Genomic DNA, 23164 nt, shown 5'->3' with positions numbered 1-23164 from the left:
GCAACCGCTACGCGGAAAAGTTGCGTATACGCACTGGCTGCGGGTTAGGTGGGTTCCGTGTCTAGAGAGGGACGTGTGACTGCCGCAAGCATCGCCAAGGATCTTCGTGCCGCGATCCGCTCCGGGACCTACAAACCGGGCGATCGTCTCCCGAGCGAAGCAGCGCTCATGTCGAACTACGGCGTGGCCCGCATGACCGCGCGCCACGGCCTGTCGATGCTCAAGGACGAGGGCCTGACCGTGACCCGGCACGGCTCCGGTGTGTTCGTGCGCGCCTTCGAGCCGATCGTCCGCGACAGCACGGGTGGCCAGGTCAGCGAGTCCACAGTGACCGCCGAGATCGACGAGACCGGCGCCGGCCTCACGGTCCGCACGCTCGCCGTCACGGCGGAGGCCGAGCCCTCCGAGAAGATCCGCGCCACCCTCGGCCTCGCCGAGGGCGACAAGGTGACCGTGCGCGAGCGCCTCCACCTGCGGGAGCGCAAGCCCGTCCTGTTCGCGACGTCGTACCTGCCCGCGTCGATCGCGGCCGGTACGCCGATCGCGGACCAGGAGGTCGGGCCGGGCGGCACGCACGCCCGGCTGACCGAGGCGGGGCACGCGCCGGTGCGGTTCCGCGAGGACGTGGTGGGCCGCATGCCGACGATCGAGGAGATCGAGGAGCTGCGCATCGAGCCCGGCACACCGGTGCTCGCGGTCACGCGCACCGCGTTCACCAAGGACGGGTCGGCCGTCGAGGTGAGCCATGTGGTGCTGGACGCGGGCGAGTTCATGCTCCGCTACGACATCCCCTAGACGAGCCGGAGCCTCCGCTCAGCCACGCCGATCCGGACCTCCTGCCCCCAGGAGACCTCGAGCCGGTCCGCCTCCATCCCGTCCCCGAACACGACGAGCCGGTCGGACTGGACGGTCACCACGAGCTCGCCGTCGCCCCCGAGCACGCCCTCCGTCATCGTGACGCCGGTGACGGGCGACGGCCAGGCCTCCCGGACGAACCAGGCCAGGGCCGGGTCCGTGGGCCCAGGCAGCCGGCGGCCACCCCGGTCGTGCGCGATCGAGGCGCACCAGCCGGTGGCGCCGGTGCCGGTGCTGACGATCAGCCCCGACGACGACTGCCGCTCCGTACCGCCGTCGACCCCCAGCAGGTAGCGCGCCGACTGGTGGCTGGGGTGCCCCAGGAACAGCTCGTTCACGGCCTGGAGCTCCTGGCCGTCGTCGAGCCGCGCGTGGACCATCGTGAGCTCGTCGTGGAGCAGGGCTGCGAACGACGCCTCGTTCGCGCCGCCCCGCGGCGCGGCCAGGCTGCCGATGATCTCCCCGACGTCGCCGACGTCGTGCCGCACGAGCACCCCGAGGTTGGTGCCCGGCTCGGGGTCGACGCCGATCACGAGCTGCCGGTCCAGGTACTTGGCCACGTTCGCGACCAGCCCGTCCTGCCCCACCACGAGGACGACGTCCTCGGGCGCGAAGAGGAACCGGTCCAGGTCCGCGCGCTCCACCTCCGCGAGCGCCCAGTCGGACGGCACGCTCGCCGCGACCACCTTGCGGGCGGTCGCGGCGGCGTCGTGCCGGGCTTCGACGTCGGCGAGGGTGCGGCCCCGGGTGCGGAGGAAGAACTCCGCCTGGCCGCGGGTCGCGTGCCGGTCGAGCAGCTCGTCGAGCTCCGTCCGCCGGTGCACCAGCACGGCGCGCGTACGGAGGGCCATGTCAGCGCTCCGCGGCCGGCGCGCCGTTCGCCGCGGCGGCGCCGTCCGACGTCGGCTCCCCCGCCCGGGCGGTCAGCGCGCCCAGGAGTCCGCTCACCAGGTCGGGCGTGACGGTCAGCGAGCCCACGTTCGGCAGGTGCGGCGCGGCGTCGCGCAGGGCGAGCGCGGTGAGCACGTCGCGTCCCACGTTCGCATAGACCGCCATCAGCGCGGCCTCCTTGGCGGCCTCGGCCTCACCGAGCCGGCGCAGCGAGGCCGCCTGGGCGGTCGCCGCGATCTCGCGCCGCTCGGCGTCGGACTTCGCGGACACGAGGGCGGCGGCCGCGGCCTCCTCCGCCTCACGACGCTTGTTCGCACCCTCCTGGGCCACGAGCTGCTCGCGACGGGAGGCGAGCTCGATCTGGCTCGCGAGCTCGTTCTCCGCGATCTTGCGCTCCCGCTCGACGGCGACGGCGCGGCGCTCGTAGGTCGCGCGGTCGGCCTCGGCCTGGAGCCGCTCGCGCACGGGCGTGCGCAGGGCCTTCTCGACGTCGCCCTCAGGCCGGACGGCGAGCACCCGGACGCCCAGGATCTCGATGCCGGTCGCGGCCAGGCGCGCGTCCTCGCCGAGCGCGCCGAGCGCCGTGCGCACGCGGCCGACGCCGGACTCCAGCGCCTCCGCGAGGTCCAGCGTGGCGATGAGGTCGACCGTGAGGCTCTGCGCGAGCTGGCCCACGATGGCCCCCACCTGCTGGCGACCGCTCGCCTCCTGCCCCTTGCCCGTGACGGGGAAGATGCCGAAGTCCAGGCGCTGGGACGCGAGCACCGGGTCGCCGAACCGGTAGGTCACGTTCGACTGCACGCTGACGTCCTGCTGGTCGCGCGTGACGGCGTGGAACAGGACGGGGAGCTCCTGGTCGGTCGCGGGCACCTCGCTGAGCACGGACGTGTCGGGGCGGAACCAGAACGCCTGGCCCACACCTTCGTGCCGCACGGCGCCGTTGCTGAGGTGCACCACGTAGTCGCTCGCGGAGCCCAGGAACTGGCGGATCCCGGGGTAGCGCTTGATCGTCGCCATCGTCGGCCTCTCCTTCGTTGTTGTCGTCAGATTGACGATATCTACCTCCTCCGCTTTTCGTCAAGGTGACGAGAATGTACGGTCGATGTCATGGCCCGCACCGCACCCGTCCCGTCCGCCGTACCCGACTCCGCGGGCGCCTTCCCCGTCACCGTCGACGTCGTGGCGCTCACGGTGCGCGACGGCGCCCTGCAGGCGCTCGTCGTCGACCGCCTCCTGGAGCCGTACCGCGGCCGGGCGGCGCTGCCGGGCGGGTTCGTGCTGCCGGACGAGACCCTGGAGCAGGCAGCGGGGCGGGAGCTGGAGGAGGAGACCCGGCTGACCGTGCCGGCCGGGGCGACCGGCACCGGCCCGTGGCACCTGGAACAGCTCCGCACGTACGGCCCCCTCGGCCGTGACCCGCGCGGCCCGGTGCTCTCCGTCGCCTACCTCCTGCTCGCGCCGGCGTTCGGGCTGCCGGCCGCGGGCGGCGACGCGGCGGAGGCCCGCTGGGTGCCCGTCGGCGAGCGGGGCGCCGGCCTCGCCTTCGACCACGACGGCATCCTGGCCGACGGCGTGGAGCGGGCCCGCGCGAAGATCGAGTACTCGCCCCTGGCGGCCGCGTTCTGCCCGCCCGAGTTCACGGTCGCGGAGCTGCGCGGCGTCTACGAGGCGGTGTGGGGCACGCAGCTCGACGCCCGCAACTTCCACCGCAAGGCCACGGGCACCCCGGGCTTCCTCGAGCCGACGGGGCGCCTGGGCGGAGGAGGCCCCGGCCGCCCGGCCGAGCTGTTCCGGCTGGCGCCCGGTGTGGACCCGACGGCGACCGTGCTGCACCCGCCGCTGCTGCGGCCCGTCAGCCCTGGCCCGGGCGCGCCCTCGGCTTGAGCCGCAGGTCCGGCAGCGCGGGCGCGCGCAGCGGCCCGCTCGGATATCCGTGCACCCGGCCGAACAGCCGCCCCTCGGCGCCGGCCGCGTACCCGGTCGCGCCGCCGTCGAGCTCGGCGATCTGCGCCATCCAGCGGTCGCGGGCCCGCACGATGTCCTCGTGCGTGCGGCCCATGAAGTTCCACCACATGATGACGTCCTCGTCGAACGGCAGCCCGCCGATCAGGACCGCCCGCGCGGGCGCCCCCGCCCCGGCCCGCACCACGAGCGTGGACCGCCCCGGCGCCACGTAGCCGAGGTTCGACGGCGGCACGGCGCTGCCCTCGAACGTCACGTCACCGGCGTCCACGAGCAGGGCGTGCTCGTGCTCCGCGTCGACGCCGATCCGCACCTCGGCGCCCGGTTCGAGGTCGATCTGCGCCCCCACGAGCGGCGTGTAGGTCGTCGCGGTTGACGCCAGCTCCTCCCTCGCCACGGTGAGCCGCCCCAGGAAGACCTGCACGACGGCGCCGTCGGCGCGCACGACCGGGAGGTCCCCGTGGTGCTCGAAGTGCGGGTCGACACCGAGCGCGGAGCCGGGCAGCGCCGTCCACAGCTGCACGCCGTGCAGCCGGGGCGGACGCACCCCGGCGGGCGACTCCTCCGAGTGCGAGATGCCCATGCCCGCCGTCATGAGGTTGAGCTCGCCCGGCCGGACCGTCTGCAGCGAGCCCACGGAGTCACGGTGCAGGATCTCGCCCTCGAAGAGCCAGCTCACGGTCTGCAGCCCGGTGTGCGGGTGGGGCGGGACCTGCATGCCCTCGCTGCCGGAGACGTCGTCGGGGCCGTAGTGGTCGCTGAAGCACCACGCCCCCACGAGCGACCGCGCGCGCTGCGGGATGGTGCGCCGCACGTTCATCGCCCGCGGCCCGCCGAGCGGCACGTCGCGCGGCGTGAGGAGCTCGATGCCGTCGCCTTGCTCACCCGCGACGCAGACCTGCTCGGTCGGCCGGGTCTCGAGGTTGCTCATGCGCCGAGCCTAGATCCACCGGACGCTCCCCGGGAGAGGGGCCAGGGCCCCCGGGGCAGGCCGGGGGCCCTGGCGAACCGCATACCCGTGGCCCGCGCTCGGCGCGTGCCAGGGGCGCCGTGTCGACGTCACGACTCCGATGCGCTCGTCAGACCCGGATCGCCAGGCCTGTTCTGCACGAACACCTCGAACGCGGGCGGTCTTCCGGCCCCGTACAGGCACCTGTGGCGTCATCCACAGCCCGCACCGCGGTACGGGACGTCCTGTCGTTCTCCGGTCGACCATGTGTCCGATGCCCGGGCCGGTCGGTACTGCTGCAGCGCACCGCATCTGCACCCGGATCGTCGAACCATTGCCAACGTTTCTATCCGCGTGCCGCACAAGCGGCAACCGCTCCACCGTTGTAATTTTCACCCTGCGGTTCTCAACAGTTTTATCCACAGGAAGAGCCCTGGATTTCCCACACAACACACAGGGCTGTGGACCAAATCTGTGGATAACCAATTCCATCAGACCCAGGCGCGAGATCCCGGAGCGCCGCCCGTGGCCGAGTCGTTGCGCCCGTCCAGCTCTTCGGGGGTGGCGATGAAGCCGCCGTCGTCCACGAGGATGCCGGCGATGCGGCCGTGCAGGGACACGGCGAGGCGGGCCAGCGAGACGCGCATGCGCGCCCGGGCGATGACGTGCAGCCCCGACCCGTGCTCGAGCTCCAGCTCGTAGGGGTCGGCCGGCATCCAGGTCAGGCGGTAGGCGAACGGTCCGTAGCTGCGCCAGTCCAGCGCCCCGAGGGCGCGCGGCACCCGGTCGACGCGCTCGACGTCGACCACGATCGAGCCGTCGTACGCGGTGCTGCCCGCGAGCGTGTAGCGCGGGGACCCGTCCGGTGTGACCTGCTCGGCGGTCACGTCGGCGGTGGCGATGAACGACCGGAGCATGGGCAGCACGTCCACGGGCCGCAGCGCGTGCGCGGAGTAGAGCGACAGGTTGACCGAGGCCGCGGGGTCGGGGACCAGCGGCTGCCGGCCGTCGGCGAGCACACCACCGGCGGTCTTGCGCGCCGCCGCGACCATCCACTGCACGATGCGCAGCTCCTCGCCCTGCGGGAGCGCGTGCGGGAAGGCGCGGGCGATCCCGTCCCGGTCGTCGTACGACGTCGGGGCGGCGCCGCGCACGTCGCGCAGGCCGTCGCTGCGCGCGATGGAGTACGCCTCCGCCTTGGCGGCGGGGATCGACAGCTCGGCGAGGTGCGCCTCGCCCACCTCGAAGGGGCCGGTCGCGACGTGCGCCTCCCCCAGACGCATGACACCAGGAACGAGCGAGTCGGGCTGCGCCATGCCCCGGAACCGGGACCCGGCCATGCGCCGCGTGCCCGAGGCGCGGGACGGTTCTCGGAGCCAGGTGATCTCCGAGAACCATGCGGCGGCGAGCTCGCTGACCGCCACGGGGCCATTCGTACTGGGCAGGATCAGAATGTGACCCGAGGCGTGTTCCGCAGGAATCACGCCCGCCAGAAATGTCATGCGGGCACCTTACTGCCGAGCACTTTCGCCCATGATGCGGGCATGTTACAGAGAGGAAACACGCTCGTGACGAAGGGCTCACGTCATTAGGCGCACGGGACGGCGTATTTCAACCGCACCGTCACGGGCATCCCTTCGGCATTTCTGGGCGACTGAGTCTCAGTGCAAATGCATGAAGGTGATCTCACCGCACCACACAAACAGGATCTATCCGAACTTAACGCTATCTGTCCGATGAAAGCGCATGCGGCCTCCGCACGCCGCCGATCCCGCGTTCCAGTTACTGACGACGCGGGCATATGATGTCAGCATGCCCAAGATCATCGGCAAGAGCCTGCACGAGCACCGCCAGATGACGAGGCACAAGCTGTTCACCGCTCTGTCCACCCTCATGGCGGAGCGCGGGTTCGACACCATCACGCTGGCCGACATCGCCGCAGCAGCGAACGTCGGCCGCACCGCTGTCTACAACCACTTCCACGACAAGGAAGCGCTGCTCCTCGGGTTCATCACGCACGAGACGGAGCAGTACGCCCACACGCTGGAGCGGGCGCTGGACGGCGTGAGCGATCCCGTGGAACAGCTGCGTACCTACATCCGCCAGCAGGCTCAGCTCACCCGCGTCTTCCACCTCGCCCCCGGCCCGGACCTGCGGACGGTCCTGTCCCGCGCCACGCAGCAGCGCCTGCGGGAGCACGCCGACATCGTGGAGGCGATCCTGCGCCGGATCCTCACCGCGGGGATCGAGGCGGGGACGTTCCCGCCCCAGGACATCGAGCCCACCGTGCACCTCGTCAACGCCTGCCTGTCGGGGCGCCTCATCCCGGACGAACCCGTGGCCCGCGAGCGCACGATCCGCGCGGCCGAGTCGTTCGTGCTCCGCGCGGTCGGGGCGCGGGTGCCGGAGCGCGTCCCCGCCTGAGCGGGCAGAGCCTGAGCCGGAGGTGCAGCGCAGGGTGCGGGCCGAGGAACGAGGCACGCGCCCGGAGCGGAACCGCAGGCCCAGGCGGCCGACAAGCAGAGCCTGAGCAGAACCTTCACCGTCGGAAGATCGGGTGAAAACCCCCGCCGCCGACGCGGTAGCCTCTGGCGCGTGTCCTCCACCGCCGTGAACTCCGAGCCCGCGCCCGCGATGCGGCCGGCGCCGCTCGGCGGTGCGTTCACCCGGGTCGTCGCCGCCAACCTCAGCTCCAGCCTGGGTGACGGCATCGCGCGCGTCGCCGCGCCGCTGCTGGCCGTGCAGCTCACCGATGACCCGCTGCTCGTGTCGCTCGTCGCGGTCGCCGCACTGCTGCCCTGGCTCCTGTTCGCCATCCCGGCCGGCGTGCTCGTGGACCGGATCGACCGCCGGCTCGCCCTCGCGCTGGCGGGCGGGGTCCGCGCCCTCGTGGCCGGCGGCCTCCTCGCCCTGCACCTCACGGGCGCGCTCACCATCTGGTGGCTGCTGCTGGTCGTGCTCCTGTACGGCGTGCTGGAGACGGTGTACGACGGCGCCATCCGCGCCGTGGTCCCGTCCCTCGTGGGCCGGGGGGACCTACCCCGCGCGAACTCGCGCATCGAGGCCACCGAGATCGTGGTGCAGCAGTTCCTCTCCCAGCCGCTCACGTCCTGGTTGCTCGCGTTCTCCGCGGCCTGGGCGCTGGGGCTGAACGCCGCCGCGTACGCCGTGGCCGGCGGGCTGGCGCTGGCGCTGCCCTCCGTCGCCTCCGGGATCGCCGCGCGGCGGCGCCGCGCCGAGCCGGTTGCCGGGCCGACGGCGGTCGAGCCGGGCGCCGAGCCGACGACGGCCGAGCCGGGCCAGGGCGACGAGCCCGAACCCACCCCGGGTTGGCGGGCCGAGCTCGTCGCGGGACTCCGGTTCATCTGGGGCAGCGCGATGCTGCGGCCGCTGTGGATCGTGAGCGTGCTCATCGGCATCTGTCACGCCGCCATCACATCCACGCTGGTGCTGTTCGTCCTGGAACGACTCGATGTGCCCGAGGCCTGGTTCGGCACCTTCATGCTGGCCGGCGCCCTGGGCGCCCTCACCGCCGCGGCCACCACGAACCGGCTCAAGGCACGCTTCCGGACGGGGCCGGTGATGGCGGTCGCGAACGCCGTCGGGCTCGGGGCCTGGTTCCTGGCCGGCGCGTTCCCCCTGGTCTGGGTGGGCGCGGTCGCGATCTTCGTCTCGTTCGGCTGCACGACGACGTGGAACGTGCTGGTCATGTCCCTGCGTCAGGCCGCGGTGCCGAACCACCTGCTCGGCCGGGTGCACGGCACCTGGCGCACCGCGCTGTGGGGCGCGATGCCGCTCGGCTCGCTCGTCGGCGGCCTGCTGGCCCGTTCGGGCTACAGCACCCCGCTGCTCGTGGGGGCGACGGCCGGCCTGGTCGTCGCCGCCGTCGGGCACCGGTACATCGCCGGCCTGCCCGACCCGGAGACCCTCGACCCCGCCTGAGCCCGGCGACGGGCCGCGGCCGGGCCCGTGGGCCCGGCCCCCGCGCGGCCGGTCAGATCCAGCGCTTCCAGCGGAAGACGCCGAACAGGCCCACGCTCACGGCGAGCATCGCGACCAGCGCCGCCGGGTACCCCCACGCCCAGCCGAGCTCCGGCATGGTGTCGAAGTTCATGCCGTAGACCGTGCCCACGAGGGTCGGGGCGAACAGGATGGCCGCCCAGCCGGAGATCTTCTTGACCTCCTCGCCCTGCCGGATGCTCACCTCCGAGAGGTGCTTCATCTCCTCGTTCTGCCGCTGCGCGACCAGCGTCGCGGCCACGGTGAGGATGTCGCGCAGCGCGGCCCGGAAGACCTCGATCCGGTCGGCGGCCTCGGTGAGGTGGTCCGCGACGTCGCGCAGGTAGGCCTGCAGCTCCGGGTCCACGCCGTACTTGTCGGCGCCCTTGGCGAGCGAGGCGCACAGCGCCTGCTCCGGCCGCACCGCCCGCTGGAAGTCGAGCACCTCGCGGGACAGCTCGTAGACGCGCCGCGACACGTCGGGAGCACCGCCCCAGACGTCCGACTCGATCTCGTCGATGTCGTGGTCCAGCCCGGCGACGACCGGCGCGTACCCGTCCACGACGCTGTCGAGGATGGCGTAGAGCACGGCCTCGGGGCCGCGGGCGAGCATCTCGGGGTCCGCCTCCAGCCGCGTGCGCACCGCGGCGAGGTCGGGCGAGGCGCCGTGCCGCACGGTCACCACGAAGTCGGGGCCCACGAACACGTGCAGCTCGCCGAACTCGACCTCCTCGGCGTCGTCCAGGTAGCGGGCGGCGCGCAGCACGACGAACAGGGTGTCGCCGTAGCGCTCGATCTTGGGGCGCTGGTGCGCCTGGATGGCGTCCTCGATCGCGAGCGGGTGCAGGTCGAACTCGCGCGCGAGCGAGGTCAGCTCGGTCTCCTCGGGACGCTCCAGCCCGATCCAGGCCATGCCGCCGGGGCGGGACCGGAGCGCGCTGAAGGTCTCGGCGAGGTTGTCGTAGCCGGCGGTGCGGACGCCGTCGTCGTAGATCGCGGCGGCGACCACCGCCGAACGCGGCTCGGGCGCGACGGGGCGCGGGGCGACGTCGGGCACGCCGACGGTGCGGCGCTGGCGGAGCGCGCCCAGCAGGGGACGGGCAGGACGGGAGGGCAGGAACGTGGCCATGGGGAACTCCTGGGGTCGAGCGCAGGAAAAGGACTGCGAACGCACACCGCAGCAGCGGACGGCCGGACGACCGGTGGACCTCACGCCCCGGCAGGGGGCGGAGCGCACCGGCGCGCGAGAACCCGCGGACCCGCGGGCAGGGGAACCGTCAGCTCAGCTGCGGTTCGGACTACTCGGAGGCTCGCTACGGGTCATGCGCGCCACCTCCTTCGTCCTGCGGCGGTCCGCCGCACCAGTACCTGCTCGACGGAGGCCAGTCTAGCCCCGTCCTCCCTCAGGATCGAAACAGTTCGAGAGCAAGGTCACAGAAAGCCGTCACCACGCGTCATGGGGCCGGTGGTGCGCCCCCGGCGGCGTGTGGAACTCGTGCGGGGTGGGCGAGAGGTAGGCCCGTGCGAACTGCAGCGAGGCGGCCAGGTCGTCGTGCCGCTCGGCGGCCGTACGCGCCGCCCGGGTCGAGATCTCCACGCAGACGTCGCCGCTCCAGCGGCGCGCCACCAGCTCCTCCAGCACCTTCTCGGCGCGCATGCTGCCGCGGCCGGGGACCAGGTGCTCGTCCCGCGCGCCGTGGTTGCCGTCGGCGAGGTGCACGTGCCGCAGCCGGTCACCGAAGGTGTGCAGCAGCGTGAGCGCGTCCTGCTGGGCCACGCTCGCGTGCGACAGGTCGAGGGTCACGGCGTCGTAGTCGTGCTCGGCGGGGTCCCAGCCGGGCAGGTAGGCCTGGAACTCGCGCCGTCCGCCCCGCCAGGGGTACATGTTCTCGACGGCGATCGTGACGCCGGTGGTCTCGCTCAGCTCGCGGACCTGGTCCTGGAACTGCCGCGCGTACTTGTACTGCCAGCGGAACGGCGGGTGCACCACCACCGTGCCGGCGCCGAGCTCCAGCGCCATCTCCGTGGTCCGCTCCAGCTTCGCGTCCGGGGACCGGCCCCAGACCCGCTGGCTGACGAGGAGCGTCGGCGCGTGCACCGAGCGCACCGGCATGCCGTTGTCGGCGGACAGCTTCGCGAGCGAGCGCGGGTTCTGGGTGACCTCCTCGGACCAGATCATCACCTCGATGCCGTCGTAGCCGAGCTCGGCCGCGGCCTCGAAGGCCAGCGGCACACGGCGAGGGAAGACCGACGCCGTCGAGAGCGTGACCTGCACATCGGGTGCGGCCGGCTCCTGCGGTTCGGTCCGGATCGGTTCGGGCATGCGGGCCACCTTAGAGCGCCTTCGTAACTGAGATGTGACCGAGGGGTTCAGATGAGGTTCACGTGAGGAGACGTTCCCGCGCCAGGTCGCGCGCCGCCTGGGCGGTCGAGCACTCGAGGACGTCCCGTGCGAGCTCCACGCACTCGTCACGGGACACGGTTGCGAGGGTACCTGCGACGTCCGCCAGGGCACGAGGTGTCATGGACAACGACGTTACGCCCAGCCCCACCAGGACGGGCGCGAGCAGGGGATCGGCCGCGGCCTCGCCGCACACCCCCACCGGAGCACCATGCAACGCCCCGCCCTCGCTCGCCACCCGGACGAGCTCGAGGACGGCGGGCTGCCACGGCGTCGACAGGACGGCCACCCCGGCCAGGTCCCGGTCGGCGGCCATCGTGTACTGCGTGAGGTCGTTGGTGCCCAGGCTCGCGAACGCCACCTCCGCCAGCAGGTGCCGTGCCTGCAGCGCGGCGGCCGGCGTCTCGATCATGATCCCCGGCTGCTCCAGGCCGTGCGCCGCGCACGCCGCCGCGAAGTCGCGGGACTCGTCCACGGTCGCGACCATCGGCGCCATCACCCAGACCTCGGCGGTCTCCGCGGCGGCTGCCCGGGCGATCGCGTCGAGCTGCCGGTCCAGCACGTCCGGGTGCGCGACCGCGGTGCGCAGGCCACGGACGCCGAGCGCCGGGTTGTCCTCGTGGTCCGGCGTGAGGAACCGCAGGGGCTTGTCGGCGCCCGCGTCGAGCGTGCGGACCACCACCCGACGGCCCGGGAAGTGGGACAGCACCGCCCGGTAGGCGGTCACCTGCTCCTCGACGCTGGGCTCCTCGCCCCGGCCCAGGAAGCAGAACTCGGTACGGAACAGGCCGACGCCGCGCGCACCCGCGGCCGCGGCCGCCTCCGCCGCCGCCGGGTCGGCGACGTTCGCCACGAGCTCCACCTCGGACCCGTCGCGGGTCACGCCCCGGCCGTCGAACGTGGCTGCGGTGACCCGGCGCCGGGCGCCGGCGACGTCGTCGGCGGACGGGCCGCGCAGGACCGTGCCGAGCGTGCCGTCGACCACGAGCTCCTCACCGTCGGCCAGCTCGTTCGCCCCGGGCAGCGCGACGACAGCCGGGATGCCCAGGGCACGCGCCAGGATGGCCATGTGCGAGGTGGGGCCGCCGCGCGCCGTGACGATCGCCGTGACCACGGCGGGGTCGAGCATCGCGGTGTCGGCGGGGGCAAGGTCGCTCGCGACGAGCACGAACGGGTGCCCCGGGTCGGGCACGCCGGGCGGGGCCGCACCGGTGAGCGCGGCGACGATGCGGTCGCGCACGTCGCGCACGTCCCGGGCGCGCTCCGACAGGGGCGGACCGAGCGACTCGAGCTGCGTGGCCACCGCCCCGGCGGCGTCCCAGACGGCGCGTTCCGGCGTGAGGTGGTCGTCGCGGACGCGGCGGGCGGCGGCGGCGGCGAGGGTCGGGTCGGCGGCCATCGCCGCGGTGACCGCGAGCACGTCGGCCGCGGTGCCCGACGCCCGGCCCGCGCGCTCTGCGAGATCGGCCTCGACCTGGGCTGCGGCGTCCTCGACGGCACGGACGGCGTCGTCCGCGGAACCCGACAGGCGGCTCGTGCTCGGCTCGGGCACCCGGGCCGGCATCCGGACCACGGTCCCCACCGCCCGGCCCGGGCTCGCCGGGACTCCCGTGAGCCTCTCGCTCGTCATCCGTACGCTCCCTCGGGCTCGTCGTCGAGTGTCCTCGGAACGTTACACGCGACCGACGGGCCGAGCGAGACCCGGTCGCCCGGTGCGGCGATCCGACGATCGCCCGGTGCGGCGGTCTGACAAGATGACCGCATGGCCGAGGCCCTGAACGTCGGATCTCCCGTCGCCGGACGGGTGGTCGCCATGCGCGACGTGCCGGATCCCGTCTTCGCCGAGAGCATCGTCGGGCCGGGCCTCGCGGTCGAGCCCGACCCCGAGACCGGCGGGCGCGTCGTGGCGCCGTGCGCCGGCGTCGTGGTCAAGCTGCACCCGCACGCCTTCGTGCTGCTGGCACCCTCCGGGGGCGCAGAGCCCGCCGGGGGCCGGGGCGTCCTGGTGCACCTCGGCATCGACACCGTCCAGCTGGGGGGCGAGGGCTTCACCCTGCTGGTCGAGGAGGGCGACACCGTCGCGGCGGGCCAGGAGCTCGTCGCGTGGTCCCCCGCCACGGTGGCCGACGGGGGCCGGTCGCCCCTCGTGCCCGTCGTCGCCCTGGACCTGGGTACCGGGGCGCTCGACGAGCTGGTCCGGCCGGGCGCCGTCGTCCGGGCTGGCGACCCGCTGTTCCGCCTGGCGTGACCCGCCAGCCCCGCACCTCCGCGCGTGTCCTAGGGTCGGGGGCATGGTGCGCACCGTGGTGTTCGACGTCGGCGAGACTCTGATCGACGAGTCCCGGATCTGGCTCCGGTGGGCCGAGCGGCTCGGGGTCCCGCCGCTCACGTTCCTGGGCGTGCTCGGCGGCTGCGCCGCCCTCGACCTCTCGCACCGGGAGGCCTTCGAGCTGCTGCGACCCGGGCTGGACTACCAGGCCGAGGCCGCCGCCTGGGCGCTGGACGACCCGGACGGGCTGCGCACGGGGTTCGACGCCGACGACCTCTACCCCGACGTCCGCCCCGCGCTGGCAGCCCTGCGCGAGGCCGGCTTCGACGTCGTCATCGCGGGGAACCAGCCGCCCGAGGCGCGCGCCGCCCTGGAGGCGATGCACCTGCCGGCGAGCGCGATCCGCACCTCCGACGAGTGGGGCGTGCAGAAGCCTGAGCCGGAGTTCTTCGCCCGGGTCGCGGAGCTGTCGGGGGTCGCGCCGTCGGAGATCGCCTATGTGGGCGACCGGCTGGACAACGACGTGCTCCCCGCTGCCGACGCCGGGATGCGACCCGTCCTGCTCCGCCGCGGACCGTGGGGATACCTGCACGCGCTGCGCCCCGAGGCGGCGCGCACGACCGTGATCGACTCGCTGACCGAGCTGCCGGCGGTGCTGGCGGGCTGACCTGTCAGCCGCGCAGCGGCAGGGTCAGCTCCGCGGTGCCGTCCGGGGCCACGCGCACCGGCACGCCCCAGTCCTGCTGGGCCAGGTGACAGGCGGGGAAGACGTCGGGGTCCGGCTCGCCGTTCGGCAGCAGCGGCACCTGGTCGCACGACGCCGCCTTCGCGGTCACGTGCAGCACGCCCTCGGTCACCTCGGGGTTGATCACCAGGTCACGGAACAGGTCCGTCCCGTTCCCGGCCCCCGACAGCAGCAGCTCCGGCGGGGTCGCGCTGACCTGGAGCGACGTCGACGGGCCCCAGCGGTCGTCGAGCTTCTGCCCCGGAGCGGGCGCGAACGGCACGTCGAGCCGGAGCGCACCCGCGGCCACGTCGGCGGCGGGCCGGGCGACCTTGTGCGCGCCGCCGTCGAGCACCTCGCCCGCGAGGCCCGCCGGGAGCGCCACCCGCGTGAGCCGGTGCGCCGCCGACTCCACCACGAGCAGGTGCACGGCGTCGTCCGCTACCTCGACGAGCACGTCGGACGGCTCGGCCAGGTCCTTCGCGAGGGTCGTCACCTCGCCCGAGGCCGGGTCGTACCGGCGCACCGCCCCGTTGTACGTGTCGGCGACGACGACGCTGCCGTCCGGCAGCACCGCCACCCCGAGCGGGTGCTGCAGCAGGGCCTGGCCGGCCGCGCCGTCACGGTGCCCGAAGTCGAACAGGCCCTGCCCGACGGCGGTCTCGAGGGTCACCTCGGTCTCGCTCACCGGCACCACGCGGCGCAGGGCGGACGTCTCGGCGTCGGCGAGCCAGAGCACGCCGTCGGGCGCCGCCGCGAGGCCCGAGGGCTGTGCGAACCAGGCACCCTCGCCCGGGCCGTCCTCCAGGCCCTCGTTCATGGTGCCCGCGAGCAGCGAGACCTGGTCGAGGTGCGGGCCGGGGTGGAAGTCCCACAGGGTGTGGTTCCCGGCCATCGCGACGACGAACACGCCGCGCTCGGCGGACCACTCCACGTCCCACGGCGAGGAGAGCCGGACGCTCAGCGCGTCGTACGCGTCCTCGGCGTCGAACGCGCCGACGGTGCCGGCCACGTTCTCCTGGCCACCCACCATGAACTGCTGGCCGGTGCCCGCGACGGTGTGCACGGCGCCGTCGGACAGCCGCACGCCGCGCAGCGCGTGGTTGACCGTGTCGGCGACGACGACGTCGTACCCGAGCGACGACCGCAGGTCCTCCGGCACCAGGCACAGCCCGTTCGGCTCCGAGAACCGCGCCTCGTCGGGGCCGCCGTCCACGAGGCCGCGCTCGCCCGACCCGATGCGCCGCACGAGGGTCTCGCCGTCCTGCGCGAGCTCCGCGAGGGAGTGGTGCCCGGCGTCCGCGACCAGGAGGTTGCCGTTCGGCAGGGCGAGCGCCTTGGCGGGGAACCGCAGCGTGCCCGACGCGGGGGCGGGCGGCACGTACGGGCCCGAGCCACGGTGCAGGGTGCCCTTCAGCGCGTGCTCGGCCACCAGGTCGTCCACCAGCGCCGCGATCGCGGAGCCGTGCCCCTCCCCCGCCATCTGCGCCACGATGTAGCCCTCGGGGTCGATGACCACGAGCGTGGGCCAGGCCCGCGCGGTGTACGCGCCCCAGGTGACCAGCTCGGGGTCGTCGAGCACAGGGTGCCGCACCTCGTACCGCTCGACGGCGGCCGCGAGCGCGTCGGGGTCGGCCTCGTGCTCGAACTTCGGTGAGTGCACCCCGATGATCACGAGCTCGTCGCGGTGCCGCTCCTCGACCTCGCGCAGCTCGTCCAGGACGTGCAGGCAGTTGATGCAGCAGAAGGTCCAGAAGTCGAGCACCACGACCTTGCCGCGCAGCTCGGAGAGCGTGACGGTACGGCCTCCGGTGTTCAGCCAGCCGCGCCCGACGAGCTCGGACGCACGGACCCGGGGAAAGTTCTGGACGGTGGTGCTCACCCGCCCATTGTCACTCCCGGGGCGAGGCGTCCTTGCCGCCGTCCGCCCTGCGGGCACGCCACTGCTCGACCAGCGCCTTGTCGGCCCGGCGGCGGGTGAGCTCGCTCTTGCTGGAGTGCACGGCAGCACGGTGCGCGAGCAGGGCAGCGCGGTCCCGCTCGAGGGCCCACATGAGGGCCTCCCGCACGTCGGCGCGGGTCACCCGCGCGCTCCGCGTCTCGTCCATCGTCCCGATCATTCTCGCCGTTTCGTGTCCTTCGGCGTCCGGTGCGGGCGCCGCCAACGTTTCAAGAGGCTGTCGAGGATCTTTTGTGACACCTCGGGGCTTCCTGGCTTTCACCCGGCCATGGTTGGGTGTAGCAGAGGAACGTACCGCGCAAACCTGGCAGGGCGATATCCGTCTATCGGATGACTTTCCTGGGCAGATCGGCGTGTCGCCATCTTGCTGCCGTGTCGTGTTGGTGGGTGAGGAGAGGATCAGGGCATGGACCGCGACCAGGCCAGGAAGATGAAGGAGCAGCTCACAGCCTTCGCCCGAGAGCTAGCCGAGAAGCACGGGGCCGTGGCGACACCGCGGTCGCCGGGTGCGCGGACGGAGGCCGACGCCGCGGACGCCGTGCGGGCGCCCACCCTGGCGCTCGGCCTGGTGCCGCAGGGGGACGGCGAGTTCGGCATCGCGGTCCGCTACCGGCTCGGGATACCCCGGGCCCGCTCGATCGTGCGCAAGGTCTCGGCAGAGATCGGGCCCACGGCCGACGTCCGCCGCACCGGCCGCATCCGCCCGGTGAGCGAGCTCGGCCCACGTCCGCCCGCGCCGACGTCGCAGGCGGACGGCGACACCGACCGGCGGCGTCCGCTGCGGCCCGGCATCTCCATCGGCCACGTGGGCGTCACGGCGGGCACGCTCGGTGCCTTCGTGACCCGCGCCGTGCCCGGCGACGGCCACCTGTACGCGCTGTCGAACTACCACGTGCTGGCCGGGTCCCCGGAGGCGCGGCCCGGCGACGTCGTCCTGCAGCCGGGGCCGGCGGACGGCGGGCTGGCGCCCGGAGACCGGATCGGCGAGCTCACGCAGGTGGTGGACCTGGACTCGACCGAACCGTCGTACACGGACGCCGCGATCGCGCGCCTCGACCGGGTCCCGGTCAGCTTCGACTACCCCGTGGGGCGCGTGGTCAAGACCGCCCGCGCCCTGGGCGGTGAGATCGTCGGCAAGGTGGGCCGCACGACGGCGACCACGCGCGGGCGCGTCACGGCCATCGAGCTCGACGACGTCGTCGTCGGCTACGAGGACCTCGGCGCCCTCAACTTCGACGACCAGATCGAGATCGAGAGCCTCGACGACGGGCCGTTCTCCCGCGGCGGGGACTCGGGCGCGCTCGTCTACCGGGAGGACGGCGTGGCCGTCGGTCTGCTCTTCGCCGGGTCGGAGTCCGGCGGGCGCAGCGGCAAGGGACTCACCTACGCCAACCCGATCGACCAGGTCCTTGAGATACTGGGCGTGGAGCTGGCGAGGGAGCAGGCGCATCCGTTCGCATGAGGTCCGCGACGGCCCGCATCCACCCCGGACGAGCCCGGGCGTCTCGGGTGATGTTCGGCATGCGCACCAGCGTTTCCCCCGTCGGGCGTGTCGCGTTCGGCGGCCGGGGCGATGGGCGTGTCCGCACGGCGCGTCGCGGCCTGCAACCCTGCTGACCTGCGGCGCTGCCCAGGGTGCCCCGGTGTGCCCCACGACCCCTTCCGGCCCCGGTGGAAGGGGGTAGACACGGGGGACACAATGGATGACCAGGAGGTGATCGGGATGGCAACACTCGACGAGGCTCGGTCGGCAAAAGCCGCATTGCGGAAAAACGTCGCCGGGCTCGACGGTGTGATCGGGGTTGGCGTCGCCCCAGAGTTCACGGCGTCAATCGGCCAGCCACCACGTGAGAATCTCGCTCGAAAGCAAGCGCAGCCCGGCACGTCCGGCAGGTCGCCGGTCGAAGTGCTCTCCGAGGACGAGCTGGTCGAACAGGTGGCAGGACCCGGCGGTAGCTGGGTGCTGCAGGTCAACGTGACGGACGCCCGTCTCGTGGACAAGATCCCCGAGGAGATCGACGACGTCGCGGTGCGCGTGCGCGTCGTGGGCGCCGTTCGGGCGGGCTGACGCCCGGAGCCGGCCCGGCGCCGGAGCAGAGCGGACACATCACCCGCTCCACCCCGGCGCAACGTTCGGTCAGCCGAGCGTCGCCGGCAGCTCGGGCGTCTCGCCGAGCACCCGCTCGGCGAGGAAGGCGGACACCACCTGGTACCAGACCTTGGCGTTCTGCGGGGTCAGGATCCAGTGGTTCTCGTCCGGGTAGTACAGGAACCGGTGCACGGTCTCGCCGTCGTCGGACGCCGGGAGGCCCGACTTCGTGAGCAGCTCGAACCACAGGCGCAGGCCCTCGCCCACCGGGACCCGGTAGTCCTTGTCCCCGTGGATCACGAGCATCGGGGTCCGGATGTCACCCACCGCCAGGTGCGGGCTGTTCTCCAGAGCCATCTCCGGCGTCATCTCGCGCGCCCAGTAGAACGAGGCGTCCGTGGTGGGGCCGAACTGGTCCAGCGCCCACAGGCTCGCGTGCGTCACGACGGCCTGGAACCGGTCGGTGTGCCCGGCCACCCAGTTGGCCATGTACCCGCCGAACGAGCCTCCCATCGCGGCCGTGCGGGTCTCGTCGATCTCGGGCAGCGCCTCTGCGGCGTCGGTGATCGCCATCAGGTCCGTGAACGGCGCCCTGCCCCAGGCACCCCAGCCGCGCTGCACGAACTCCTGGCCGTACCCGGTCGACAGCGCGGGGTCCGGCAGCAGCACGGCGTAGCCCTGGGCGACCATCAGCCAGGGGTTCCAGCGCCAGCTCCACGCGTTCCACGAGCCCAGCGGGCCGCCGTGGATCCACAGCAGGAGCGGGGCCTTGGCCTCCGGGCCGACGTCGGTGGGCAGCGCGAGCCAGGCGCGCACGCGCGTGCCGTCCTCGGCGGTGGTCTCGACCTCCGTCAGCGTGCCCGGCAGGGCCGGGGCCGGCACGGGCGAGCGCAGGAGGGTCGCCGCGACCGGCGTCCGCTCCCCCGCGGCACCCGACGCGGCGAACGCCGCCAGGTCGACGCGGACCGGCTCGGCGGGAGCCGCGTAGGAGCTCCGCAGCGCGAAGAGGGTCGCGCCGTCGGGGGTGACGGAGAGGTCCGAGAAGACGGCATCGTCCGACGTCACCTGCTCGACGACCACGTCGGCGCCGGGCAGCGACCCCGAGAACGTGAGCAGGAAGACCGGGCCGCGGCCGTCGTCGTCGGCCTGGACCAGCAGGCCGCTGCCGTCCGGGAGCCAGGTGGGGCGACCGGGCCAGCGGTCCCAGTCGTCCGCGAGGACCACGGGCTCCGCGGAGCCGTCCGTCGGCACCAGGGCGAGCCGGACCACGGGCGCCTCGTCCGGGGACGAGATCGACTCGGTCACGTAGGCCACCCAGGCGCCGTCGGGCGAGATGCGCGGGGCGCCGGTGTCGGCGTCCGGGTCGTCCACCAGGACGCGCCGCTCGCCGGTGCTGGTGTCGTGCACGACCAGGGTGCCGCGTACGGCCGCGCCGGGGTCGCTCACGTTCCAGGTGGTGACGAGGGTCGTACCGTCGGCGGACAGGTCCGCGGCGTGGTCCGTCAGGTGCCGCCCCGCGCCGGTGAGGTCGCGCAGGTGGAGGTGCTTGCCCGGCGTCTCCTCGTCGGCCGCCGGGGTGGCTCCCTCGGCACGCGGGGCCTTCGGCAGCGGGGCCGCGGGCTCGTCCACGAGCGACGCGAGGTCGCCGACCAGGCGCCGCTCCTCGTCCGGGCCCAGGTCGTGGTCCCAGAGCCGCACCGGGTAACCGCTGTGCAGGATCGCCGAGACCTTCTGGTCCTTGCGGGCCTTCCGGAGCCCGGCGTCCTGTGCCAGGTCCTTCGCGGAGGGCAGGAGGCTCGCGCCGACGCTCACCGTGTCGGCGTCACGCGCCACGAGCGGGCCGGAGACGCCACCCTGCGGGGACGCGATCACGCGGGCCTCGCCGCCGCCCGCCGGCAGGAGCCAGAGCGCCGACCGGGGCTCGTCGGCGCCCTTGCCGTCGGGGTCGGGCCGGGCCGAGGTGAACAGGAGGTCGCCGGACCGCGTGAAGACGGCGGACGACTCACCCTTCGCGGACCGGGTCAGCCGCCGTGCCGGTGCCTCGCCCGCCGGGTCCACCTCCCAGAGGGCGGTGCGGTAGGCCGTGCGCTCGCCGTCGAGCGTCTGCAGGGTGGCGACGAGCCGGGTGCCGTCCGGACTGGCGGTGAGGCCGGTGAGGCGCGGGATCGCCACGTACTGGTCGAGGTCGTGGAACGGGGTCTGCGGGGTCTGCGGAGATTCGCTCACGCGGCCGTCCTATCACGCCGGAACGAGGCCGGGCACGGATTTACGTCGTCAGCCCTCCCCGCGCCGCGCCGCCTGCTCCGCCTTCTTGGCGAGCATCTCGTTGTACGCCTCCAGCTCGGCGTCGCCGTCCCGCTCCGCCTTGCGGTCGGTGCGCCGGGCCTCGCGCGCGTCGGACCGGGTCCAGGAGATCGCGACGCCGACGGCGAGCAGCAGGGTCGGCAGCTCGCCGATGCCCCACGCGACGGCGCCGCCCTTCTGCTGGTCCACGATCGCGCTCGGTCCCCATGGGCGGCCCATGAGCCCGAACCAGTCGGGGACGAGCAGGGCCGTGCCCGACGTCAGCGTGACGCCGAAGAACGCGTGGAAGGCCATCGTGGCGAACAGCAGCACGAGCCGCATCGGGTACCCCGGCCGGGACGGGCCCGGGTCGACGCCGATCAGCGCGTTCGCGAAGAGGTATCCGACGAGCGTGAAGTGCAGGATCATCCACAGGTGGCCGGCGTAGGTGGTCAGGGCCAGCTCGAACAGGGGCGTGAAGTAGAAGACGACCATCCCGCCGGCGAACAGGACGGCGGCCACGATCGGGTTCGCGAGGAACCGGCCCCAGGCCGAGTGCACCAGCAGCAGGATCCACTCGCGAGGCCCGCGGGAGTCGTCCTTGCGCGAGGGGACGGCCCGGGCGAGCAGGGTGACCGGCGCGGCCAGCACGAGGAAGATCGGCACCACCATGGCCAGGATCATGTGCTGGACCATGTGGGCGCTGAACAGCACGTGGCCGTAGACGGCCGCGCCGCCGTTCGTGGCCCAGAAGAGCACCACGATCCCCAGGCACCAGGAGACGGTGCGGCCCACCGGCCACGCGTCCCCGCGCTTGCGCAGCCGGAGCGCCCACCGGACGTACACGATCAGGGCGGCCGCGCACGCGAACGCCACGATGACGTCCCACTGGAACTCGGTGAGCCACCGCAGCGCCGTCGGCTCGGGCGGCAGCGGGTGGCCGGTGACGATCTCGGCCGGGGTCGGGTCGGTGATCGCGTCGTCGGGCACAGGAGGCGCCGTGGAGCCGAGGGCGACCGCCACGCCGGACACCGCGCCCATCACCCCGACCTCCACCGCGGCGAGGCGCCAGAACAGGCCGACCGCCGCGTTCCTCGTGGTGCCGGCGGACAGGCGCGCGACGACGGTGCTGCGGTGCAGCCAGCCCAGGCCGCCCAGCACGATCAGCAGCACGGCCTTGACCACGATCAGGATGCCGTAGTCGGTGCCGAGCTGGTCGAGCGACCCGATCCGGATCCAGGCACTGACCAGGCCGGAGACGGCGACGGCGGCGAAGCACCAGATCGCGATCGCGGAGTACCGCCGGATCACGTCGGCGGTCGCGGCGTACCGCAGCCCGACGAGGACGATCGCGGCCAGCCCGCCGATCCAGAGGGCGGCGCCGCCCAGGTGCAGGAACAGGGCCGAGATCGCGAGGTCGTGGCTGGCGGCGCCGGCGGCGTGGCCCGTGGACGACTGCATGCCGAGGGCGACCAGCGGCAGCGCCATCGTGCACAGGGCGCCGACCGAGCCCCGCACGAGGAGCGCGACGGCGGCGGTGAGCGCGGCGACGATCACGATCCCCAGGTAGGTACGGCCCACCGGTATGGTCGAGACGTACTCCATCAGGGCCGGGCCGAACGTCGGCGAGTCCAGGGGCAGGTACGTGGACCACGAGAACCGCAGCACGAGCTGCACCAGCGCGGCGACGGTCCACACTCCGGCGGCCACGCCCGCGACCCCGATCGCGCGGTCCACGAGCGGCCCGCGCGGCAGCACCCAGGCCGCCAGCGCGAGCGTGCCGACGGTCACGGCCACGGCCAGCTCGGTGGTCACGGTGGCGACGGGCACGCCCCAGCGCACCAGCACACCCGGGTCCGCGAAGTTGGCGAACGCGGTGAACGCCCCGGAGAACGCGCCGGCCGCGAAGAGGGCGGCCAGCGCCACGAGCCCCGCGACGGGCAGGGCCACGCCGAGCCACGAGGGGCTGGTCGGGCCGCTCTCGGTGCTCTTCCGGGCGGTTCTGCTGGTCCCGTTCCGGGCGTCGGTGGGTGTCACACGGTCCAGCCTAGGCGCGCCGGGCAGCGGTTCTGACCGCCCGCGGACGTCCCGTTGACCACACCGCGGGCATACCGCCACCGGGACTTTCGAAGAAATTCAGGAAAAGTTGGGAGGGATTATGCACCAAACCCAACCCTTTAGCCCTCTTCTGCGTTGTGACCAGTGTGGACCTCGCGAACATCATCACCGAGACCGACGACTCCGTGCCGTGCTCGGAACAGCCCGAGCTCTGGTTCGCGGAGCATCCGGCGGACCTCGAGGAGGCGAAGCGCGCCTGCGCCGCCTGCCCGCTCAAGGCGCAGTGCCTGGCGGGCGCACTCGCACGCCGCGAGCCGTGGGGCGTGTGGGGCGGAGAGATCGTCGTGGACGGCACCGTACGCAGCCGCAAGCGTCGTCGTGGACGCCCGCGCTCGATCGGCGGCATGCGCGTGGCGTGACGGCCGTGTGAGCACCAGACGTCGCCCGGGGCACGGTGGCCGAGTCCGGCTGCCGTGAATGTCGGAGCAGTGCGCCCGTCCGTACCGCGGATCGCCCAGACCGATCCGGACAGGCGCGCTGCTCCGGCCGTCCCACGTCTTGGATCGTTCCAGAGTCCCGGCCCGCCGAGGAGCCCGTAGACGTGTCAGACCCCCAGGTCACCCGGGTGACCTGGGGGTCTGACCTCAGTCAGCCAGGGCCTGCACCAGCAGCTCCGGGCGGCGCGTGGAGACCAGCCAGTAGGGGGTGGGGTCGGCCGGGTCGT

At 73.5% G+C, this 23164-nt stretch carries 21 protein-coding genes; 9 read left to right on the top strand and 12 right to left on the bottom strand.

The features are described from left to right. Positions 1-48: 48 nt before the first annotated feature. Complete coding sequence (locus AB0I29_RS26095; protein WP_357486979.1) at positions 49-795, top strand: GntR family transcriptional regulator; 747 nt, start codon at positions 49-51, stop codon at positions 793-795. Here the strand turns inward: AB0I29_RS26095 and AB0I29_RS26090 are convergent. Both AB0I29_RS26090 and AB0I29_RS26085 read right to left on the bottom strand, forming a co-directional pair. Then, complete coding sequence (locus tag AB0I29_RS26090; protein ID WP_357486977.1) at positions 792-1706, bottom strand: hypothetical protein; 915 nt, start codon at positions 1704-1706, stop codon at positions 792-794. The genes AB0I29_RS26095 and AB0I29_RS26090 overlap by 4 nt on opposite strands. A gap of 1 nt (position 1707) precedes the next feature. Next, the gene (locus tag AB0I29_RS26085) at positions 1708-2763 is read right to left on the bottom strand and encodes an SPFH domain-containing protein (RefSeq protein WP_285106532.1); all 1056 of its coding nucleotides are present in this window, start codon (positions 2761-2763) and stop codon (positions 1708-1710) included. Positions 2764-2853: 90 nt separating this feature from the next. On the opposite strand from AB0I29_RS26085, the gene AB0I29_RS26080 reads away from it, so the two are divergent. Then, on the top strand, positions 2854-3630 hold the full coding sequence (locus tag AB0I29_RS26080; protein ID WP_357486974.1) for an NUDIX domain-containing protein: 777 nt from the start codon (positions 2854-2856) through the stop codon (positions 3628-3630). Here the strand turns inward: AB0I29_RS26080 and AB0I29_RS26075 are convergent. Both AB0I29_RS26075 and AB0I29_RS26070 read right to left on the bottom strand, forming a co-directional pair. Next, on the bottom strand, positions 3599-4639 hold the full coding sequence (locus AB0I29_RS26075) for a pirin family protein (RefSeq protein ID WP_285106536.1): 1041 nt from the start codon (positions 4637-4639) through the stop codon (positions 3599-3601). The genes AB0I29_RS26080 and AB0I29_RS26075 overlap by 32 nt on opposite strands. A 509-nt stretch (positions 4640-5148) precedes the next feature. Beyond that, positions 5149-6081, bottom strand: coding sequence for a hypothetical protein (locus tag AB0I29_RS26070; RefSeq protein WP_357486972.1), 933 nt, complete (start codon positions 6079-6081; stop codon positions 5149-5151). 388 nt (positions 6082-6469) lie between these two features. On the opposite strand from AB0I29_RS26070, the gene AB0I29_RS26065 reads away from it, so the two are divergent. Beyond that, the gene (locus tag AB0I29_RS26065) at positions 6470-7081 is read left to right on the top strand and encodes a TetR/AcrR family transcriptional regulator (RefSeq protein ID WP_285106540.1); all 612 of its coding nucleotides are present in this window, start codon (positions 6470-6472) and stop codon (positions 7079-7081) included. Between the two features lie 171 nt (positions 7082-7252). Continuing rightward, a complete protein-coding gene (locus tag AB0I29_RS26060; RefSeq protein WP_357486970.1) occupies positions 7253-8599 on the top strand; it encodes an MFS transporter in 1347 nt (448 codons plus the stop codon). A 52-nt stretch (positions 8600-8651) separates the two neighbouring features. Here the strand turns inward: AB0I29_RS26060 and AB0I29_RS26055 are convergent, their stop codons facing one another. The 3 genes from AB0I29_RS26055 to ptsP all read right to left on the bottom strand — a co-directional run bounded on the left by AB0I29_RS26055 (position 8652) and on the right by ptsP (position 12687). Continuing rightward, positions 8652-9785 (bottom strand): magnesium and cobalt transport protein CorA, encoded by a 1134-nt coding sequence (locus AB0I29_RS26055; RefSeq protein ID WP_285106544.1) that lies wholly within the window; start codon positions 9783-9785, stop codon positions 8652-8654. 315 nt (positions 9786-10100) lie between these two features. Continuing rightward, complete coding sequence (locus AB0I29_RS26050; protein ID WP_285106546.1) at positions 10101-10979, bottom strand: sugar phosphate isomerase/epimerase; 879 nt, start codon at positions 10977-10979, stop codon at positions 10101-10103. Positions 10980-11037: 58 nt separating this feature from the next. Then, the gene (gene ptsP / locus AB0I29_RS26045) at positions 11038-12687 is read right to left on the bottom strand and encodes a phosphoenolpyruvate--protein phosphotransferase (protein ID WP_285106548.1); all 1650 of its coding nucleotides are present in this window, start codon (positions 12685-12687) and stop codon (positions 11038-11040) included. 132 nt (positions 12688-12819) lie between these two features. Between ptsP and AB0I29_RS26040 the strand changes: the two genes are divergently transcribed. Both AB0I29_RS26040 and AB0I29_RS26035 read left to right on the top strand, forming a co-directional pair. Continuing rightward, the gene (locus tag AB0I29_RS26040; protein ID WP_285106550.1) at positions 12820-13305 is read left to right on the top strand and encodes a PTS glucose transporter subunit IIA; all 486 of its coding nucleotides are present in this window, start codon (positions 12820-12822) and stop codon (positions 13303-13305) included. A 43-nt stretch (positions 13306-13348) separates the two neighbouring features. Beyond that, positions 13349-13993 carry an HAD family hydrolase gene (locus tag AB0I29_RS26035; protein ID WP_357486967.1) on the top strand — a complete coding sequence of 215 codons (645 nt, stop codon included), beginning with the start codon at positions 13349-13351 and terminating at the stop codon, positions 13991-13993. A gap of 4 nt (positions 13994-13997) precedes the next feature. Here AB0I29_RS26035 and AB0I29_RS26030 read toward each other — a convergent pair whose 3' ends face one another. Beyond that, positions 13998-15932 carry an NHL domain-containing thioredoxin family protein gene (locus AB0I29_RS26030; RefSeq protein ID WP_357486965.1) on the bottom strand — a complete coding sequence of 645 codons (1935 nt, stop codon included), beginning with the start codon at positions 15930-15932 and terminating at the stop codon, positions 13998-14000. A 10-nt stretch (positions 15933-15942) separates the two neighbouring features. Continuing rightward, positions 15943-16158: a hypothetical protein gene (locus AB0I29_RS26025; RefSeq protein WP_285106556.1), complete on the bottom strand. Its 216-nt coding sequence runs from the start codon at positions 16156-16158 to the stop codon at positions 15943-15945. Between the two features lie 258 nt (positions 16159-16416). On the opposite strand from AB0I29_RS26025, the gene AB0I29_RS26020 reads away from it, so the two are divergent. Further along, a complete protein-coding gene (locus AB0I29_RS26020; RefSeq protein WP_285106558.1) occupies positions 16417-17472 on the top strand; it encodes a hypothetical protein in 1056 nt (351 codons plus the stop codon). Between the two features lie 261 nt (positions 17473-17733). Further along, the gene (locus tag AB0I29_RS26015) at positions 17734-18078 is read left to right on the top strand and encodes a hypothetical protein (protein ID WP_285106560.1); all 345 of its coding nucleotides are present in this window, start codon (positions 17734-17736) and stop codon (positions 18076-18078) included. A 69-nt stretch (positions 18079-18147) separates the two neighbouring features. Here AB0I29_RS26015 and AB0I29_RS26010 read toward each other — a convergent pair whose 3' ends face one another. Together AB0I29_RS26010 and AB0I29_RS26005 are read right to left on the bottom strand one after the other, a co-directional pair. Then, positions 18148-20325 carry a prolyl oligopeptidase family serine peptidase gene (locus tag AB0I29_RS26010; protein WP_357486962.1) on the bottom strand — a complete coding sequence of 726 codons (2178 nt, stop codon included), beginning with the start codon at positions 20323-20325 and terminating at the stop codon, positions 18148-18150. A gap of 48 nt (positions 20326-20373) precedes the next feature. Beyond that, positions 20374-22419, bottom strand: coding sequence for a cytochrome c oxidase assembly protein (locus AB0I29_RS26005; RefSeq protein ID WP_285106562.1), 2046 nt, complete (start codon positions 22417-22419; stop codon positions 20374-20376). A gap of 158 nt (positions 22420-22577) precedes the next feature. Here AB0I29_RS26005 and AB0I29_RS26000 point away from each other — a divergent pair, with 158 nt between their 5' ends. Further along, positions 22578-22859, top strand: coding sequence for a WhiB family transcriptional regulator (locus AB0I29_RS26000; RefSeq protein WP_312877184.1), 282 nt, complete (start codon positions 22578-22580; stop codon positions 22857-22859). A gap of 225 nt (positions 22860-23084) precedes the next feature. Here AB0I29_RS26000 and AB0I29_RS25995 read toward each other — a convergent pair. After that, positions 23085-23164, bottom strand: an 80-nt coding sequence (locus tag AB0I29_RS25995; protein ID WP_357487005.1) for a DUF3093 family protein, incomplete at its 5' end; no start/stop codon positions are given.

Source organism: Promicromonospora sp. NPDC050262 (genome assembly GCF_040655935.1).
GTDB lineage: Bacteria > Actinomycetota > Actinomycetes > Actinomycetales > Cellulomonadaceae > Promicromonospora.
This window is presented reverse-complemented; position numbering and strand designations above follow the sequence as displayed.

Coding starts and splice junctions, on each gene's coding strand:
- AB0I29_RS26065 (WP_285106540.1), top strand. CDS start 6,470: ATGCCCAAGATCATCGGCAAGAGCCTGCACGAGCACCGCCAGATGACG.
- AB0I29_RS26015 (WP_285106560.1), top strand. CDS start 17,734: ATGGCAACACTCGACGAGGCTCGGTCGGCAAAAGCCGCATTGCGGAAA.
- AB0I29_RS26055 (WP_285106544.1), bottom strand. CDS start 9,785: ATGGCCACGTTCCTGCCCTCCCGTCCTGCCCGTCCCCTGCTGGGCGCG.
- AB0I29_RS26035 (WP_357486967.1), top strand. CDS start 13,349: ATGGTGCGCACCGTGGTGTTCGACGTCGGCGAGACTCTGATCGACGAG.
- AB0I29_RS26085 (WP_285106532.1), bottom strand. CDS start 2,763: ATGGCGACGATCAAGCGCTACCCCGGGATCCGCCAGTTCCTGGGCTCC.
- ptsP (WP_285106548.1), bottom strand. CDS start 12,687: ATGACGAGCGAGAGGCTCACGGGAGTCCCGGCGAGCCCGGGCCGGGCG.
- AB0I29_RS26040 (WP_285106550.1), top strand. CDS start 12,820: ATGGCCGAGGCCCTGAACGTCGGATCTCCCGTCGCCGGACGGGTGGTC.
- AB0I29_RS26050 (WP_285106546.1), bottom strand. CDS start 10,979: ATGCCCGAACCGATCCGGACCGAACCGCAGGAGCCGGCCGCACCCGAT.
- AB0I29_RS26075 (WP_285106536.1), bottom strand. CDS start 4,639: ATGAGCAACCTCGAGACCCGGCCGACCGAGCAGGTCTGCGTCGCGGGT.
- AB0I29_RS26020 (WP_285106558.1), top strand. CDS start 16,417: ATGGACCGCGACCAGGCCAGGAAGATGAAGGAGCAGCTCACAGCCTTC.
- AB0I29_RS26025 (WP_285106556.1), bottom strand. CDS start 16,158: ATGGACGAGACGCGGAGCGCGCGGGTGACCCGCGCCGACGTGCGGGAG.
- AB0I29_RS26080 (WP_357486974.1), top strand. CDS start 2,854: ATGGCCCGCACCGCACCCGTCCCGTCCGCCGTACCCGACTCCGCGGGC.
- AB0I29_RS26090 (WP_357486977.1), bottom strand. CDS start 1,706: ATGGCCCTCCGTACGCGCGCCGTGCTGGTGCACCGGCGGACGGAGCTC.